General features: G+C 61.2%; 16 protein-coding genes. 7 read left to right on the top strand and 9 right to left on the bottom strand.

Annotated features, from left to right (window positions below; all coding sequences use genetic code 11):
• The first annotated feature begins 100 nt into the window (after nt 1-100).
• From metF to ACMZ6R_RS13915, 3 genes are all read left to right on the top strand, one after another.
• Nucleotides 101-973: a methylenetetrahydrofolate reductase [NAD(P)H] gene (metF, locus tag ACMZ6R_RS13925; RefSeq protein WP_416112451.1), complete on the top strand. Its 873-nt coding sequence runs from the start codon at nt 101-103 to the stop codon at nt 971-973.
• 147 nt (nt 974-1,120) lie between these two features.
• Nucleotides 1,121-2,152 carry an aspartate-semialdehyde dehydrogenase gene (locus ACMZ6R_RS13920; protein ID WP_416112449.1) on the top strand — a complete coding sequence of 344 codons (1,032 nt, stop codon included), beginning with the start codon at nt 1,121-1,123 and terminating at the stop codon, nt 2,150-2,152.
• An 83-nt stretch (nt 2,153-2,235) separates the two neighbouring features.
• On the top strand, nt 2,236-3,177 hold the full coding sequence (locus tag ACMZ6R_RS13915; RefSeq protein ID WP_416112447.1) for an aminotransferase class IV: 942 nt from the start codon (nt 2,236-2,238) through the stop codon (nt 3,175-3,177).
• A 271-nt stretch (nt 3,178-3,448) separates the two neighbouring features.
• Here the strand turns inward: ACMZ6R_RS13915 and ACMZ6R_RS13910 are convergent, their stop codons facing one another.
• Genes ACMZ6R_RS13910 through ACMZ6R_RS13900 form a run of 3 tightly spaced genes read right to left on the bottom strand, consistent with a single transcriptional unit; the run spans nt 3,449 to nt 6,394 of the window.
• Entirely contained in the window at nt 3,449-4,384 is a 936-nt protein-coding gene (locus tag ACMZ6R_RS13910; RefSeq protein WP_416112445.1) for an OmpA family protein, read from the bottom strand.
• Nucleotides 4,385-4,409: 25 nt separating this feature from the next.
• Nucleotides 4,410-5,189: a motility protein A gene (locus ACMZ6R_RS13905; RefSeq protein ID WP_416112443.1), complete on the bottom strand. Its 780-nt coding sequence runs from the start codon at nt 5,187-5,189 to the stop codon at nt 4,410-4,412.
• Complete coding sequence (locus ACMZ6R_RS13900; RefSeq protein WP_416112441.1) at nt 5,186-6,394, bottom strand: cyclic nucleotide-binding domain-containing protein; 1,209 nt, start codon at nt 6,392-6,394, stop codon at nt 5,186-5,188. Before ACMZ6R_RS13900 ends, ACMZ6R_RS13905 begins: the two co-directional genes overlap by 4 nt.
• A 193-nt stretch (nt 6,395-6,587) precedes the next feature.
• Between ACMZ6R_RS13900 and ACMZ6R_RS13895 the strand changes: the two genes are divergently transcribed.
• Genes ACMZ6R_RS13895 through ACMZ6R_RS13880 form a run of 4 tightly spaced genes read left to right on the top strand, consistent with a single transcriptional unit; the run spans nt 6,588 to nt 9,672 of the window.
• Nucleotides 6,588-7,382, top strand: a complete 795-nt coding sequence (locus tag ACMZ6R_RS13895) for a dihydroorotate dehydrogenase electron transfer subunit (RefSeq protein WP_416112439.1) — start codon at nt 6,588-6,590, stop codon at nt 7,380-7,382.
• Complete coding sequence (locus ACMZ6R_RS13890) at nt 7,379-8,296, top strand: dihydroorotate dehydrogenase (RefSeq protein WP_416112437.1); 918 nt, start codon at nt 7,379-7,381, stop codon at nt 8,294-8,296. Before ACMZ6R_RS13895 ends, ACMZ6R_RS13890 begins: the two co-directional genes overlap by 4 nt.
• Before the next feature lie 45 nt (nt 8,297-8,341).
• Nucleotides 8,342-9,172, top strand: a complete 831-nt coding sequence (locus tag ACMZ6R_RS13885; protein ID WP_416112435.1) for a hypothetical protein — start codon at nt 8,342-8,344, stop codon at nt 9,170-9,172.
• Complete coding sequence (locus ACMZ6R_RS13880) at nt 9,169-9,672, top strand: hypothetical protein (protein ID WP_416112433.1); 504 nt, start codon at nt 9,169-9,171, stop codon at nt 9,670-9,672. Before ACMZ6R_RS13885 ends, ACMZ6R_RS13880 begins: the two co-directional genes overlap by 4 nt.
• Nucleotides 9,673-9,676: 4 nt before the next feature.
• Here ACMZ6R_RS13880 and corA read toward each other — a convergent pair whose 3' ends face one another.
• The 6 genes from corA to ACMZ6R_RS13850 form a co-directional block, all read right to left on the bottom strand.
• Entirely contained in the window at nt 9,677-10,744 is a 1,068-nt protein-coding gene (corA, locus tag ACMZ6R_RS13875) for a magnesium/cobalt transporter CorA (protein WP_416112431.1), read from the bottom strand.
• A gap of 253 nt (nt 10,745-10,997) precedes the next feature.
• Nucleotides 10,998-12,164 (bottom strand): ABC transporter permease, encoded by a 1,167-nt coding sequence (locus ACMZ6R_RS13870; RefSeq protein WP_416112429.1) that lies wholly within the window; start codon nt 12,162-12,164, stop codon nt 10,998-11,000.
• Nucleotides 12,164-13,321 carry an ABC transporter permease gene (locus ACMZ6R_RS13865; RefSeq protein ID WP_416112427.1) on the bottom strand — a complete coding sequence of 386 codons (1,158 nt, stop codon included), beginning with the start codon at nt 13,319-13,321 and terminating at the stop codon, nt 12,164-12,166. The genes ACMZ6R_RS13870 and ACMZ6R_RS13865 overlap by 1 nt, the downstream gene beginning before the upstream one ends.
• Nucleotides 13,308-13,994, bottom strand: coding sequence for an ABC transporter ATP-binding protein (locus ACMZ6R_RS13860; protein WP_416112425.1), 687 nt, complete (start codon nt 13,992-13,994; stop codon nt 13,308-13,310). Before ACMZ6R_RS13860 ends, ACMZ6R_RS13865 begins: the two co-directional genes overlap by 14 nt.
• A 12-nt stretch (nt 13,995-14,006) precedes the next feature.
• Nucleotides 14,007-14,519, bottom strand: coding sequence for an aminoacyl-tRNA deacylase (locus ACMZ6R_RS13855; protein ID WP_416112423.1), 513 nt, complete (start codon nt 14,517-14,519; stop codon nt 14,007-14,009).
• 4 nt (nt 14,520-14,523) lie between these two features.
• Nucleotides 14,524-15,744, bottom strand: a complete 1,221-nt coding sequence (locus ACMZ6R_RS13850; protein ID WP_416112421.1) for an efflux RND transporter periplasmic adaptor subunit — start codon at nt 15,742-15,744, stop codon at nt 14,524-14,526.
• Between the last annotated feature and the right edge of the window lie 57 nt (nt 15,745-15,801).

Genomic DNA, 15,801 nt, shown 5'->3' with positions numbered 1-15,801 from the left:
GGGGGGGGGCCGGGGGGGGAAACCCCCTTTTTGAAAAAAGGGGGTTTCCCCCCCGGTCTTCACTCTCTCCTTCTTCTTCCCCATAGCCGAAGGAGACTGCGTGCGCATCAAGGAGCTTATCCAGGCGAAGCGGCCTTTCGTGTCCCTGGAATTTTTTCCGCCCAAGCAGCGTGAGGCCTGGGCCGGCTTTTTCGAGGTGGTGGAGCGGCTCCTTCCGGTCCATCCCTTGTTCGTGTCCGTGACCTACGGCGCGGGCGGCAGCACCCATGCCCACACCCTGGAGATCGTCTCCCGGCTCAAGACCGCCTACGGCCTCGAGCCCATGGCCCATCTGACCTGCGTCGGGGCCAGCCGGGAGAAGATTCGGGGTTTTTTGGACGCCCTGGCCGAGGCCGGCGTCGACAACGTGCTGGCCTTGCGCGGTGATCCGCCCAAGGGGCAGGAGGCTTTCGTCCCCGATTCCGACGACTTCCAACACGCTTCCGATCTGGTGTCGTTTATCCGCCAGGAGCGTCCCGGCCTCGGCATCGGCGTGGCCGGCTATCCCGAGTGTCATCCCGCAGCCGTCTCGCCCGAGGCCGACCTGGAATTTCTGCGCCAAAAGATCTGTCTGGGCGGCGACTTCGTGGTCAGCCAGCTTTTTTTCGACAACGACGCTTATTTCGGCTTCGTGGACAGGTGCCGCGCCGCCGGCATCGACGTGCCGATCATACCGGGTGTGCTGCCGGTGATGAGCCTTGCCAGCATCAAGCGGCTGGCCGGGCTGTGCGGGGCGCATCTGCCGCCGGCCTATCTGGCCGAACTCGAACGGGCCGACGCGGCCGGAGGCAACGCGGCCGTGGCCGAGGCGGGCATTGCCTACGCGCGCAGGCAGGCGCGGGACCTCATTGCCCGGGGCGCGCCGGGGGTGCATCTCTACACCCTCAACAAGGCCGAGGCCGTGCTGTCCATCGTGGCCGGTCTCGATCTGTAATATGATAATTTTATTCGATAAAATTCTGGCGTTTCCGCAAGGGATCGCCTAGATAAAGATTCCGTGATTTTTCCTTGCGGGCGGTCCGGGAAAGGCAGTGCCTCCCTGGCCGCCGGAGGCTTTTTATAACCGACATTGGAGGACCGTATGGGCAGGGGCGAATGGGTTGTGGCCGTGGCCGGGGCCACGGGAGCCGTGGGACGTGAGATGCTCAAGACCCTCGAACAGCGCGAGTTTCCGGCCAAGACCGTCAAGGCCCTGGCGTCCTCGCGCTCGGCCGGCACCACCGTGCCGTATGCCGGCGGCGAACTGACCGTCGAGGAGATGACCGAGAAATCCTTCGAGGGCGTGGATATCGCCCTGTTTTCGGCCGGCGGTTCCACTTCGAAAAAATTTGCGCCCTTTGCCGTCAAATCCGGCTGCGTGGTCATCGACAACTCCAGCGCCTGGCGCATGGACCCCGAAGTGCCGCTGGTCGTGCCCGAGGTTAATCCCGACGACGTCGACTGGCACAAGGGCATCATCGCCAACCCCAACTGCTCGACCATCCAGATGGTGGTGGCGCTCAAACCCCTGCACGACGCGGCCAGGATCAAGCGCGTGATCGTGTCCACCTACCAGGCTGTTTCCGGCACCGGCCAGAAGGCCATCACCGAACTGGAAACCCAGGTGCGGCAGCTATTCAATATGAAAGACCCCGAGGCCAAGGTCTACCCGTACCAGATCGCGTTTAACTGTCTGCCCCAGATCGACGTCTTCTCCGAGGGTGACTACACCTTCGAGGAGATCAAGATGATCAAGGAAACCAACAAGATCATGGGTGACAACTCGATCAGGGTGACGGCCACCACCGTGCGCGTGCCGGTCTTCTACGGCCACAGCGAGTCGGTCAATATCGAGACGGAAAAGAAACTCACCGCCAAGGACGCCCGCGTCATCCTTTCCCAGGCCCCGGGCATCACGGTCTACGACAATCCGTCCGAGAAGATCTACCCCATGCCGATCCACGCCGCTGGCGAGGACGACGTGTTCGTGGGCCGTATCCGCGAGGACAACACCATCGACAACGGCCTGCACCTCTGGATCGTGGCCGACAACATCCGCAAGGGCGCGGCGCTCAACGCCGTGCAGATTGCCGAACTCATCGTCGCCCGCGACAAGGTGCGCGTGCCCGCCTAGATTTCCCTGCCCAAAAGAGGCAAGGGAGCGGGGGAAACATCTTATGGTGTTTCCCCCGTCTTTTTTTCATGAAGGAGTACCCCATGCCCGATATCGTCGATGTCGATGCCTACGTCTCCCGCCTGCTCGCCGCGCTGCGCCCCGGCGGCGAGAATGTCCTGGCCTATTACGATCACCGCCTGGGCGTTATCGGCACGGACCCGCGCCTGATGCTCATCCCCCTGGACGACCACCTCGTCCACCGGGGCGACGGCGTCTTCGAAACGCTCAAGTACATCGACCGCAAGCTGTATCAGGTGGAACCCCATTTCGCCCGTATGGAACGCTCGGCAAAAGCCATCTTCCTCGAGCCGCCTTGTCCCTGGGACGAAGTCGCCAGCCTTACCCTCGACGTGTGCCGGGCCGGTGGTTCGGATAGCGGCATGGTGCGCGTCATCGTCGGACGCGGCCCCGGCAGCTTCGGCATCGACCCCGCCGATTGCCCGACCCCGAGCCTCACCATCGTGGCCTACAAATACCACCCCCGCTCGGATGCCTCCTTCGCCAAGGGCGTCACCGCCTTCCGTACCTCCATCCCGGCCAAACAGAATTATCTGGCCCGCATCAAATCCATCGACTACCTGCCCAACGTGCTCATGAAGCGCGAAGCCACCCAGCGCGGCGAGGATTATCCCGTCTGCTACGACGACAAGGGATTTCTGGCCGAAGGCGCCACCGAAAACATCTGCATCGTCGACGCCGCCGGACGCCTCGTCGTGCCGGAACTTAATAACGCCCTGACCGGCACCACCCTCATGCGCGCCGTGGAACTCGTCAAAAACGAGATCGAAGTCGTCTTCGCCGGTATCCGCGAAGAAGATATCGCCCCGGCCAAGGAAATGTTTATCCTCGGCACCACTAACGATTGCCTGAGCATCATCCGCTACAACGGCAACCCCATCGCCGACGGCCGGCCCGGCCTCGTCTCCAAACGCATCAAGTCCCTGATCCTCACCGACATCGCCGCTAACGGCACGCCGTTTTAGGCGATGCACGGTTGGCTAGGCAGGGGAGGCTCTGCCTCCCCTGCACCCCTCCGCCGGGGGACTTGATGTCCCCCGGACCCCCTTTTACCGGGTTGGGATGGTGGAGTGGAGGGGGAGTTGTGCTTTGTTGGTTGGGTTGATCTTGTTGCCGCAATCGGCCCGGCGGCACGAGGCGCGTTGCGCCTCGACGCCGGACACGATTGCGGCAACAACCGCGCCAGCGGCGAAGCGCCGCATTTTAAGAAAAAAAGGGAAGCTTCCGCGCTAGCCGCTACGACGGGCTGACGAGGATGACGACGCGGCGGTTCTTGGCCTGATTCTCGGGGATGGGGCGGCCTGCTTCGTCGTCGTTGGGGGCGACGGGCTGGGTATCGGCCAGACCTTCCACGCGCAGGTGGTTGCGTGGCACGCCGCCGTCGATGAGGAAGCGGGCCACGCGGCTGGCGCGGGCGGAGGACAGTTCCCAGTTGGAGGGGTAGAGCCAGGATTCGATGGGCAGGTTGTCGGTGTGCCCTTCGACGGTGACTTTGTAGGGCGTGCCGGCCAGGGTCGCGGCGATGTCGCGCAGAAGCGGCATGGCGGCGGGTTTGATTTCGGCGCTGGCCAGGTCGAAAAAGGCCGCGCCGCGCAGGTTGAGTTCCACGCCGTTTTCGCGGGACACGATTTCCACCGCGCTGGTGTCGAGGCCGAGTTTGGCGGTCAGTTCCTTACGGATATCTTCCAGGCTCTTCCGGGTCGGGCCGGTGCGTTCGGTTTCGGGAGCCGCTTGTTCGGCCTTGGCCGGTTCAGGGGTTTGAGGCTGGTCAGTGGGCGTCGCCGGCTTGGCCGGGGCGGGTTCGGTTTTTTTCTGGACCAGGGGTGGGACGGGCTCGCTGGCCAGGGTGGTGTGGCTGACCTTGGAGCGCACCATTTGCGGCGGCGTTTCGGGCTTGGGCTGGGGCTTGGGCGGGGCGGTCTTTTTGACCACGGGTTCGGTTTTTTTCTGTCTGGGGGCAAGCTTGTCGGTTACCATGGCCTTTTGCATGGAATCGGCCACCCGTTCGTAGCGGTTGAGGTCCACGTGGGACACGGCCACGATGAGCAGGAAAAAGCACAGAAGCAGCGTCATCATGTCGGCCAGGGAGATGGGCCAGAGGTCCTCGTCGTCATGATGCATCTTGCGCAGATCGGAGACGTTGAGCACGCCTGGCCGCTTGCGGATGTTCATAGGCATTCCTTGGCGTCGGAGGGGCTTATGCCTCCTCGTGCTCGATGGCGGCCCAGCGCCGGGTCGGCAGGTAGGCCTTGAGCTTGTCGAGCACGATGGCGGCCGGGGTCTTGTCTTTGATGAAAAGCGTGCCGTCGCGGATGACGCACATGAGGATGACGCGCTCCTCGATGCGTTTTTCCACTTTGACGGCGATGGGCAGGAAAATCAGATTGGCCAGCAGGATGCCGTAGAGGGTGGTGGTCAGGGCCACGGCCATGTGCGCGCCGAGGTTCCCCAGGCCCACGCTCATGGACTGCATCATGCCGATAAGCCCGATCAGCGTGCCGATGATGCCGTAGGCCGGGGAGAGCTTGGCCATGGTGCGGTAGATGCCGGCCGAGGACAGTTCCTGCTGATAGGTCTGCTCGATGCGGGTGTCGAGGATCTCCTGGATCTCTTCCCGGGAGTAGCCGTCCACGAGCATCTGGATGGCGCTTTGCAGAAATTCGTTTTCGATGCCGGGAAGGGCCATTTCGAGCTGGATGCGGCCCCGGGTCGAGGCCTGTTTGGCGATGTGCACGATGGCGTCGATGTAGTGGTCGGTGGGCAGCTCCTCGCGTTTGAGCGCCACGAGGAAGGTGTTGAACACCCGCATGACTTCCTTGAGCGGAAAGCAGATGAAGGTGGAGGCCAGTGTGCCGCCGAGCACGATGGCCAGGCCCGGGATGTTGACGAAAACGCCGGCGCTGTCCGTGGAGAGCACGGTGGCGAAGGTGAGGATGGCGATGCCGAAGACGATGCCGATGACGGTTGCGATATTCACGAAGCCAGTCCCTTGATGGTCTTGATGCGCTCGATCAATTCCTTTTCCACATCGGCCGCCTCGTCCTCGTCGGGTTCGGCCATGGCCGAGGCCTCCTCGCGCACCACGGCGGCGATTTTCTTGGACAGATTCCTGAGGATTTTTTCCCGGGCCGCCTCGCCGGCCATGGCCAGGGCCACGGCGACTTTATGGAAGCCCAGGGCCGAAAAGGCTTCCTGGAGGGTGGCGTTGTCCACGGCGGTGATGTCGTCCACGCGTTCGAGGTCGGCAGCGGAGAGGCGCGGGCGGCGGGCCTGTTTGAAAAACTCCGGCCCCATCTGCCCAATATAGTCCCTGGCCTTGGCTTTGTGGAAGAAAAACAGGTCCTGGGGAATTTCCTGGTAGGCGAGCTTCTTGTAAATGATGTCCGGCGTGGAGCCGGCTTCCCGGGCAAAGGCGGCCAGATCGCAAAATTCCAGGTCCACCATGGGCCGCGACGGGTCGCTAAAGTCCCGGGCGACGTTCTTGGCCACGCTTAAAAACGTGTCCGAGTCGGTCAGGCGCACGGTCTTGTCCTTGACGAAGGCCGTGCCGGGCCTGGACGTGCCGAGCAGCGGGTCCTTGCGGGCGAAGCTGGCCTTGATGGCGGTCAGGGAGACCAGATGCAGTTTGGCCAGGCGCGCGAAAACGGCGTCGATCTCGATCTGGTTGAGCAGCACGATGTCCTTGATGGTGGTCGAGAGCTCGGCGTAGCTGAGTTCCTTGGCCTTTCCGGTCCCGGGGGCGGCCTGCCAGCACAGCGCCGTCACCCGGCACACGGACAAGAAGGCGTTGCCCGAGGGGCGGTCGGTGACCTGGGCGGTAAGCGTCTTGGCATGGTCGACCAGGTAGCCGGTGAGGAGCTGGACCGGGCGGGGGCTTCGCTGCAGCATGGTGTGGATGAGGTTGCTGTCGCACACCATGGCTTCGGTAAACTCCAAGGCCTCGGCCGAGCTGGAGCGGGGGGCGGCGGTCATAACGCCCATCTCGCCGACCATTTCGCCCGGCCCGCGTTCGCCGAGCACCACCCGCTTGTTGTTGACGACCCGGTAGATGGCCACCCGGCCTTTCCTGATGATATAGGCCACCTCGCTCGGCTGGCCCTCGCGAAAGAGGATGGCTCCCTTGTGGAAGGTCCGCAAGGTGGCGTCGTCGTGGTCGTCTTCGAGGTCGAGATCCTGTCGCATGCCCATCCTCGGTGTTGGCGCTCGTGGCTGGCTGCGTCCGGTCGGACGGCCGGCTGATCCACACTACGGACAACCCCGGGCAAGTTCAAGGACTCCGGGCGGCAGGCGGCGCAATTCCCGGCTCCCGGGGCGGTTATTTTACAAGGCAGGGTAAAGACGGTACAAGCCGGCATCTTTTCGCGCGAGGTGTTTTTTGGGCAATTACGACGCGTGCCGCGACGTTTCCATCCTGTCCGTGGAGCCGGTCGGCCCCGAGGGGGCGGCCAAGGGCTGCTACATGCTGACCCTGGCCAATCCCGGATTTTCGCCGGCCGTGGCCGGGCAGTTCGTCATGGTCAGGCCCCGGGCCTTTCAGCAAAATCTCATCTGGCCTCGTCCCTTTTCCATCTGCCGGCTCACGGCCGAGGCGCTGACCCTGTTTGTCCAGGTCTGCGGCCGGGGCACGGAAATTTTGTGCCGGCTGGTTCCGGGCGATACGGCCACGGTCTGGGGACCGCTCGGGCAGGGGTTCGCCCTGGAGCCGGAGGTCCCGACGGTCATGCTGGCCGGCGGGGTGGGTATCGCCCCGTTCGTGGAATACGCCGCCGGACATCCTTCGCCGGAACGTCTTTCGCTTGTTTTCGGCCACCGCCTGCCCCTTTCCTGTTATCCTTTCGACGCCTTTTCCGGGCTGAAGCAGGCCGAGGCGTTCCAGGAAAAAGGGCCGGACGATCTGGCCGCCTTTATCGCGCATCTGGAAACGACCATCGCCGGCCATGCCGACGGGCTGGTCCTGGCCTGCGGTCCGCGTCCCTTCCTGGTGACCGTGGCGCGGCTGGCCCGCAAATATAGCGTGCGGGCCCAGGTGTCGCTGGAAAACCGCATGGCCTGCGGCGTGGGCGGATGTCTTGGCTGTGTGGAGAAAAACGTCCTGGGCACGTATGTGCAGACCTGCACCCAGGGGCCGGTTTTCTGGGTCGAGGAACTGGCGCTTTCGGAGGAGTCATGAGCGTTGACGCAAGCGTGCGCCTGCCGGGCATGGAACTGAAAAACCCGGTCATGACCGCTTCGGGCACCTTTGGCTATGGTCTGGAATTCGCCCGCTACGGCGACCTGCGAAGCCTGGGCGGCATCGTGGCCAAGGGACTTTCCCTTAAGCCCCGGGCCGGAAACCCCATGCCGCGCATCGCCGAGACGCCGTGCGGCATGTTAAACGCCATCGGCCTGCAAAACTGCGGCGTGGAAGTTTTTTTGCGCGACAAGCTGCCGCGCCTGCCCTACGCGGAAACGCCGATCATCGCCAACCTCTACGCCTGCGACGCGGACGAATTCGCCGAGCTGGCCGGGGTGCTTTCCGCCGCCAAAGGCGTGGCCGCCCTCGAAGTCAATATTTCCTGTCCCAACGTCAAGGCCGGCGGCATCGCCTTTGGCCAGGACCCGGCCATGGCGGGCAAACTCGCCGAGGCCGTGAAAAAGCGGGCCGGAGACAAGCCGGTCTGGGTGAAGCTCTCGCCAAACGTCACGGACATCGTGGAGATCGCCCGGGCGGCGGTCCTCGGCGGGGCGGACGCGCTCACTTGCATCAACACGCTGACCGGCATGAGCGTGGACATCCGCACGCGAAAGCCGCGTCTGGCCAATGTCATCGGCGGCCTGTCCGGTCCGGCCATCAAACCCGTGGCCCTGCGTTGTGTGTGGCAGGTCTGTCAGGCGGTGTCCGCGCCGGTCATCGCCGTCGGCGGCATCAGCTCCGCCGAGGACGTGCTGGAATTCATCCTGGTCGGGGCGCACGCTGTGCAGATCGGCACGGCCAACTTCATGCGGCCGGACATGGCCTTTCGCATCGTCGAGCGGCTTCCCGCGCTCATGGAAGAACTTGGGATCGAGAGTCTGGAAGAATATCGTTGCTCGGTAACGTTATAGGATATAATTGTTTGAAAATTAAGATATCGTGTAAAGGATTATTGTATGCCAAGCTCGAATTTTATATGTCTTCGGTATTATGTAGTTCCTGTTCAGTATGATTTGTTTCGGCAAAATGTGGGTGATATAGAGAAAAATAATATTTTTAGAGCGAAGTTTTTGGTTAACAATAACTATAGATTAACAGATACAAGAGAATATGCCGTAAGAATTAATAGTGTTCTTGATGGAATGTACTATGGTAAATTGTCGAAGAAAAATATAGCAGAAAAACACGAATTAACACCCACTGATATTCAGGATGACTCACAAGATGATTGGCCATATTTAAATTTTGTGGCTGATACAACACCAGGAAATCAGTTGTTTGTTGTTGAAAAGAAAGCAAAAATATTTCAGTCGATAGAAGGTCTCAAAAATATTTTGCGACAGATAGCGAAGAAAACGATGATGTATACTGGGTTTACAGTTAATTTTGAACCAATTGTTAAAAAACTGGTTTTTTGGAATATAATTAAGGATTCGGATTCTATATATTCATTAAAGTTCTCTTTGGAATCTCCCAATATGCTGGGGGCTAGTGCTACTGCACGAGAAGGACTAAAGGAATTACAAACAATTTTCAATAATTCGACAGCGACAGTCCAATTAGAGAATCCTGATGGGCAATTAATTGTTCCGGAAACTCGAGTTGAGACGTATAGGGAGTATGTAGATCAAGGAGGTGGTTCATGGGAATTGGGTGTTGGTCAAAATGGGGAGAAAAAAACATATCGGAGTATAGAGAATGCTATTCAGTTAAAGGAAAAGATAATAAAAGAAGATATTGTGAATATACTAGCGAAAGTCGTGGAGAAGTTTAAGGCTTTGTTATGAGGTTCTTTCGTATTTTTTTAATTATGATTTTATCTTATTTTTTGTCAATTGTTTTTCATTTTCAATCATCAGATTGGATAAAAGATGTAATTATTCCATCGTTGGGGATACTAGTTGGTGTGATTGTAGGAGCTGTAGGAGTATTTCTTGGGGGACTTGGAAATGTTTTGAATTCGATATATGATTACGAGAACTCGACTGATTTTAATGGTTATCTAATAAATCTTGATTCAACGGTTAAGGAGCTGAAGGATAACATTGTTTTGTGTCTTGGGATTATAATATTTTGTATCTTTGTTTATTTTGTTTTTAATACCGATATACCCTATGTTGACTGGCCATGGAATGGCTATTTTTCTTGTAAGTCTGTTGTATGTAGTGCGGCTATTATTGCAGGGTTTGTGTTGTGCTTTTGGGCTATTGTTGATTCTGTTGAGGCAATGTTTGGAATTCATAAGCAATACACGCTTATTATTAGTAATATAAAAGGGAATAAATAAGATTTTACAGCCACTTCTTCTTGCGGAACCAGGCCAGCATGCCAAGCGATAGGGCCAGCATGAGGCCAAGCGTGATGAAGTAGCCGTAGCGCCATTTGAGCTCCGGCATATACTCGAAGTTCATGCCGTAGAGGCTGGTGATGAAGGTCAGGGGAATGAATATCGTGCCGACCACGGTCAGGACCTTCATCACCATGTTCATGCGCATGTCGGCCACGGACGAATAAACGTCGATCATGCTCGTGGCGATCTGGTTCAGCGTATCCACCGTTTCCACCACCGTCTTCACGTGATCCACGATTTCGCGCAGGTAGGACTTGGCGTAATCGCTGACCTTTTTCGAGTGCTTCTTGTGCGAGAGCGCCTGCAGCACTTCCCGAAGCGGCCAGATGTATTTGCGCAGATAGGCCGTTTCGCGCTTCAAATTGTAGAAATTCGACAGCGTCTCCTCGGTCTGGGCTTCGAACAGCAATTCTTCGAGCGTCTCCGCCTTGTCCCCCAGCTTTCCGAGGGTGATCATGTACCGGTCCACGATCACGTCGAGCAGGGCCAGCATCAGGTAGTGCGGGTCGGATTTGCCCAGATGGCGGCCCTTGCGCAGCCGGTCCAGGTAATTGTCCCAGATGTTGTGGGCGTTTTCCTGAAAGGTGAAGACCGCCGCGCCGTCCATGGCGATGCTCACCTGTTCGGCGGTCGGGGAGTCCTGGTCCTTGTCCATGTCGATGAGTTTGAGGACCATGAACATGGAGTCACCGAACTCCTCGTATTTCGGGCGCTGGGTGGTGTCGGCCACGTCCTCCATGAGCATGGAAGGCATTTCGATGGCGTCGCCGACGGATTTGATCACGGAAATATCGTGGACGCCGACCACGCGCACCCAGGTGACGCGGTCCTCGGAGGCGGGCGGAATGACGGGCGTTTCGCCGTGCTCATAGCGGGTTTCGGTAAAGGAGCCGTCGCCGTACTGGATGACGTTGACGTAGGGGGCGAAGGTCTTGGCCGAACCGACGTAGGAAACGGTGCCGAATTCCTGGTTGGCCTTGACGTGCTGGGGACGCATGTGCCTGAGCATGGGGACTGCCTCGCGGGATGGTCTGGTGGATGGTACGAGCGGGCATTATAGCCGCAACGCCTCTTTCCGCCATGCCATGCCGTGTGACGTTTTGTCGACGATAGCCCGCCACGCGGGCCTTCTCCCAAGCTACTCCGGTCCAGCACAATCCCCATTATAAAGTTTAGGAAGGGGAGAGCGCGAGAGGGGAGAACCCTTTCTTGAAAGGGTTTCCCCTCTCGCATTCTCTTTTTCCGCCCCTCTTCTCCTCCCCCTACCCTTCGCGCAGGGCGGTCACGATGTTCAGGCGCGCCGCCCGCAGGGCCGGGAAGAAACCGCCGATAATGCCCATGATGACCGAAAAGGCCAGGGCCATGCCGGTGATCCACGGCGTCAGGGCGAATTGGAAGGACAGTTCGGAAAAGGTCTGGAAATTGGTGGTGGAGAAGGTGACGAACGAGAGCCCCGCCGCGAGCCCCACGCCGGCGATGCCGCCCAAAAGTCCCAGAAAGATCGATTCCAGGAGAAACGCCGCCAGAATGCTCGATCGGGAAAATCCGAGCGCCCGCAAGGTTCCGATCTCCGGGACGCGGTTGGCCACGGCCGAATACATGGTGATGGTGGCCCCGATCATGGCCCCGAGCGAAAAGATGGCTGTCAGCGCCACGCCGAGCACGGTCAGGAACTTGCGCATCATGTCCGACTGTTTTTCGTAGTAGCGGGTTTCGCGCCAGACCTCGGCCTGGAGCCGCGGGTCGGCCTCGATGGCTTCCTTGTAGGCATCAAAAAGCCCGGGTTCGCGCAGCCCGGCCAGGACGATGGAATAGGCGTTGCGGCCGAAAGCCGGCATGAGCTGGTCCGCGTCGCCCCATATTTCCGAGGAAAAGCCTGTCATGCCGGCGTCGAAAATCCCCACCACCGGCCACTGCCGCTTGCCGAAGCGCAGGCTCTGGCCAAGCCCGGCCCCCTCGAATCCCTTGGCCACGGCCTTGCCCACCATGATTTCCGACGTGCCCGGCCGGGGCAGGCGTCCGGCAATGATGCGGATTTGCGGCCGCAGGGGCAGTGAGGCGGATTGCGTGCCACGGATGACCACGTTGGAAACCTTGCCTGTGGATTTTTTGGTCAGGCCGATAAGCACCACGGATTCCTCGGCGGCGAGGGTGCGGCCGTCGCGGCCCAGGGCGATTTCCGGTCTCGTGGTCATGGCCGCGGCGGCTTGCCGCTCGATGCCGCTTTGCACTTCCGTTTCCGAGCCTTTGCGCAGCACGATGGCGTTTCCGGGCGAGCCGGTTGCAACGAGCGTCTGGCGCAGTCCTTCGGCCAGCATGAGCGTGGCCGTAAAGACGAAGACCACGAGCGCCATGCCGCCGGCGGTCAAAACGGTCGTGAGCCGCCTTGTCCGCAGGTTGCGCCAGGAATAGGCCAGGGGGACGGCCATCAGCCGATCCTCCGAAAGGCCGCCGCGATGCGCACCGTGCCGACGCGCACGGCCGGGACGATGGCCGCGCACACCCCGACCAGCACCCCGAAGCCGAAAGCCAGGAGGATGGTCTGGCGCGAGACGAAAAAGATGGGGAAAAACTGGCTCAGATAGGTGCTGAACCCCTTGGCGATGGGCGGCATCAGGGCCACGGCCAAAAGGGTTCCGGAAAGCGAAAGGATGAGGGATTCGGCCAGGAGCATCCCCCCCAGGGCCGCTGCGCCGAAGCCCAGTGTCTTCATGACCGCGAATTCGCCCAGCCGCTCCCGGGCCGACATGGCCATGGTGTTGGCGGCCACGGCCAGGATGATGCAGATCACCACATAGGAAACCACGGTAATGGCCATGAGGATGGCCGCGCTCATGGACACGAAGCCCATCTGGAAGGCCTTTTCGGTCTCGGTCAGGGTCTCGGCCTGGGAATTGACGAACAGGGCGTCTATGTTCTTGGAGATTTCCGCCGCCCGGCTGGCGTCGTCGATGCCGATCATGAAGAAACTTATCTGGCCGGCCCGGCTGGGGGCGCGTTTTTTCATGGTCTCGTCGAGATAGGACCAGTGGAAGTAGAGCGCGGTCTCGTCGGTGTCGGGCCTTGCCCCTTTGTAGATGGCGCGGATGGTCATGGGCCACTCGCCGGGAAAGATGGTGCCGCGCAGGGTGATGGTGTCGTCGATATGCCAGTTGAAGCGCGTGGCCAGCTTGCGGCCGATGATCGCGGCCTTGCGGTCGGCCAGAAAGGCCCGGCGTTCCTTTGGCGCGACCACAAGTTCCGGGTAGAGTTTGAAAAACTCCTCGGCTTCCATGGCGAAATTGGCGAAAAAATTCTTTTCGTCCTGATAGACGCCGCCGAACCAGTTGCCGGCGGCCACGATGTCGACCCCTGTCACCTGGCGGATGCGGCCTTTATAGGCGTAGGGCAGGGGCTGGGTGATCGATATGGCGTTTCGGGTGACCAGCCGGTTGGCCGAGGAGGCCGAGACCCCGGCGTTCCAGGCGTCGAGGACCGTGCGCATGAGCCCGAAGGCGAGCAGGGCCACGGCCACGCCAATGATGGTGAGCAGCGAACGCAGGCGGTGCCGGAAGGCGTTTTTTATGATCAGCCTAAGGAGCAACACGCAGTTCGCCCTTGTCGAGCTCGCGCACCAGATGGGCGGCCTCGGCGGCCCGGTGGTCGTGGGTGACCATGACGATGGTCTTGCCCAGTTCGCGGTTGAGCCGGCCGAGCAGGGCCATGATTTCGGCAGCGCTGTGGCGGTCCAGGTCGCCTGTGGGCTCGTCGGCCACGATGATGTCCGGGTCGGTGACAATGGCCCGGGCGATGGCCACGCGCTGCTGCTGGCCGCCGGAAAGCTGGGACGGCTTGTGGTCGGTGCGGTCGGACAGGCCCACGGCGGTCAGCGCGGCCAGGGCGTGTTCGCTGCGCTCCCGGGCGGACAGGGCGGTCAAAAGCAGCGGCAGTTCCACGTTTTCCAGGGCCGAAAGCACGGGGATGAGGTTGTAGAACTGGAAAATGAACCCCACGTGGCGGCTGCGCCACTTGGCCAGTTCCCCCTCGGTCAGGGTGGCGATGTCCGTGCCGCCGATGGCGATGCTGCCGGCGTCCACGCTGTCGATGCCGGCGATGCAGTTTAAAAGCGTGGATTTGCCCGAGCCGGACGGGCCGATGAGGGCTAAGAATTCACCCTCGGCGATGTCGAAGCTGACGCCCGTCAGGACCGGGATGATCTGGTCGCCGCGCCGGTAGGATTTGGACAGGTCGCGGATTTCGATGAGGGACTTTTCGGCCATGGCTTTCCCGCCTCACTTGGAGAAATCGGCCATGCGCCCGCCGGTCAGGGTGAGCAGATCGGCCGGGGCGATTTCCAACGTCCGGTCCGGCCGCCCCAGGCCGCAGTAGAGCGTGGGTTCGATGGTCAGCACATCCGTGTCCACAAGGACGAGGGTGTCCGGATCGAGGGGAACGGGCGAGACGCTGCCCGGGGAAACGCCGAGGCGCGCCGGCACCTCGTCCGGGGACAGGGCGGCCAGATCGCGGCGGGTTCGCCCCAGGGCCTGGGCCAGGCCGGGATAGGCCACCCGGCGCGTGCCGCGCAGCGCGGCCAGGACCAGTCCGCCGCCGCGCAGGCCGAAGGCGATGGTCTTGACGATGCGCGTGACGTCGAAGTCGAGGTTTTCCCGGGCTTCGTCCACGGTGCGCGTGGGGGCGTGGGCATGGACCGTGTGGGGCAGCCCGCTTTGCCGCAGGCGCTCGAGCAGGCGGCGATGGACGTCGCTTTCTCCCGCAACGTCCATGGCGGTCGGTGGCATGGTCATGGGGCTATCCTTCGGCCAGGGCCACGGCGTCGCCGTTTTGGAGCTTTTCCGGGGGCGCGACAACGACTTTTTCCCCGGCTTTGACTCCCTTGGTCAGGGCGCGCATGTCCCCGAGGGCTTCGCCCGGGACGATATCGGTAAGCACCGCCCTGCCGTCTTTGATAAGGAACACGGCCGGCTTGCCGCCACGGTTGATGACGGCTGCCTCCGGCACGGCCAGCCTTGGGGTGGTCTCGGCGGCCGTGAGCGGCCGGGAGAGAAAGGCCACCTTGGCGCTCATCTCCGGCAGCACCCTCGGATCGAGCGCATCGAAGGCGACTTTGACCAACACGGTGGCCTTGGTGCGGTCGGCCGTAGGCACGATCATGTGCACCTTGCCGGGAAAACGTTCGCTGGGGATGGCGTCGAGCATGATTTCGCATGGCTCGTCCACGGTCACCAGATGCAGGCTCGATTCGGACACGTCGACCTCGGCGGCCAGCGATCCCATGTCCGCGATGGTGACCACGGCCGCCTTGGAGGTGGTGGACGCGCCAAGGGGGGAGATGATGTCGCCCACGTCGGCGTTTTTGGTCAGCACCACGGCGTCGAAGGGTGCTTCGAGATCGGTGTATTCGAGTTGGGCCTGGGCTTCCTTGAGCGCCTCGGAGCGGGCGGCCAGATTGGCTTTGGCCTGCTTGAGCGCCGCTTCGGCCTTGTCGAGCCGCGCCTTGGCCGCGTCGTGGTCGGAGCGGGCCACGTAGTCCCCGGCCACGAGCTTTTTCATGCGCGTGTAGTTGAGCTTTGCGTCGGTCAGTTCCGCGTCGGCCGAGGCGATCTGGAAGCGCGCCGCCTCCAGGTCGTGTTTGGCCTGGTCCCGGGCCGCCTCCACATCCGCGCTTTCCAGGCGCGCCAGCACCTGCCCCTTTTTTATCCGGCTGCCTTCCTCCACGCCGAGCCAGACGAGCTGGGCCGTGGCCTTGGTGGCCAGCGACGCCTTGCGCTGGGCCACGACGTAGCCGCTGGCGGTCAGCTTGGTGATGGCCCTGGAAGGGTAGGCCAGGGCCACGGTCGCAGCCTGCACGGTAAAGGTGCGGGGCGAAAGCGCCCAGGCGGCGATGCCGGCAACTATGAGCGCCAGCAGAATAAACGGCCAGCGGGCGCGTTTGCGTCGTCGCGGGCCGCCGGGGCCGGATTGGGCTTTGTCGCCTTTGTCGATGCGCAGCGCGTTTAAGGTATCGCTCATGCGGCTCCCGTGAGATGATTTTTCCGGGGTCATGGCAACCCGGGGGGCCGGAGTCAA

It is taken from the genome of Solidesulfovibrio sp. C21 (genome assembly GCF_047785625.1).
Classification (GTDB): domain Bacteria; phylum Desulfobacterota; class Desulfovibrionia; order Desulfovibrionales; family Desulfovibrionaceae; genus Solidesulfovibrio.
This window is presented reverse-complemented; position numbering and strand designations above follow the sequence as displayed.

What these genes read in the sequence shown, in the direction of transcription:
- ACMZ6R_RS13920 (WP_416112449.1), top strand. Translation starts at nt 1,121, where the DNA reads ATGGGCAGGGGCGAATGGGTTGTGGCCGTGGCCGGGGCCACGGGAGCC.
- ACMZ6R_RS13915 (WP_416112447.1), top strand. Translation starts at nt 2,236, where the DNA reads ATGCCCGATATCGTCGATGTCGATGCCTACGTCTCCCGCCTGCTCGCC.
- ACMZ6R_RS13910 (WP_416112445.1), bottom strand. Translation starts at nt 4,384, where the DNA reads ATGAACATCCGCAAGCGGCCAGGCGTGCTCAACGTCTCCGATCTGCGC.
- ACMZ6R_RS13900 (WP_416112441.1), bottom strand. Translation starts at nt 6,394, where the DNA reads ATGCGACAGGATCTCGACCTCGAAGACGACCACGACGACGCCACCTTG.
- ACMZ6R_RS13890 (WP_416112437.1), top strand. Translation starts at nt 7,379, where the DNA reads ATGAGCGTTGACGCAAGCGTGCGCCTGCCGGGCATGGAACTGAAAAAC.
- ACMZ6R_RS13885 (WP_416112435.1), top strand. Translation starts at nt 8,342, where the DNA reads ATGCCAAGCTCGAATTTTATATGTCTTCGGTATTATGTAGTTCCTGTT.
- ACMZ6R_RS13880 (WP_416112433.1), top strand. Translation starts at nt 9,169, where the DNA reads ATGAGGTTCTTTCGTATTTTTTTAATTATGATTTTATCTTATTTTTTG.
- corA (WP_416112431.1), bottom strand. Translation starts at nt 10,744, where the DNA reads ATGCTCAGGCACATGCGTCCCCAGCACGTCAAGGCCAACCAGGAATTC.
- ACMZ6R_RS13870 (WP_416112429.1), bottom strand. Translation starts at nt 12,164, where the DNA reads ATGGCCGTCCCCCTGGCCTATTCCTGGCGCAACCTGCGGACAAGGCGG.
- ACMZ6R_RS13860 (WP_416112425.1), bottom strand. Translation starts at nt 13,994, where the DNA reads ATGGCCGAAAAGTCCCTCATCGAAATCCGCGACCTGTCCAAATCCTAC.
- ACMZ6R_RS13855 (WP_416112423.1), bottom strand. Translation starts at nt 14,519, where the DNA reads ATGACCATGCCACCGACCGCCATGGACGTTGCGGGAGAAAGCGACGTC.
- ACMZ6R_RS13850 (WP_416112421.1), bottom strand. Translation starts at nt 15,744, where the DNA reads ATGAGCGATACCTTAAACGCGCTGCGCATCGACAAAGGCGACAAAGCC.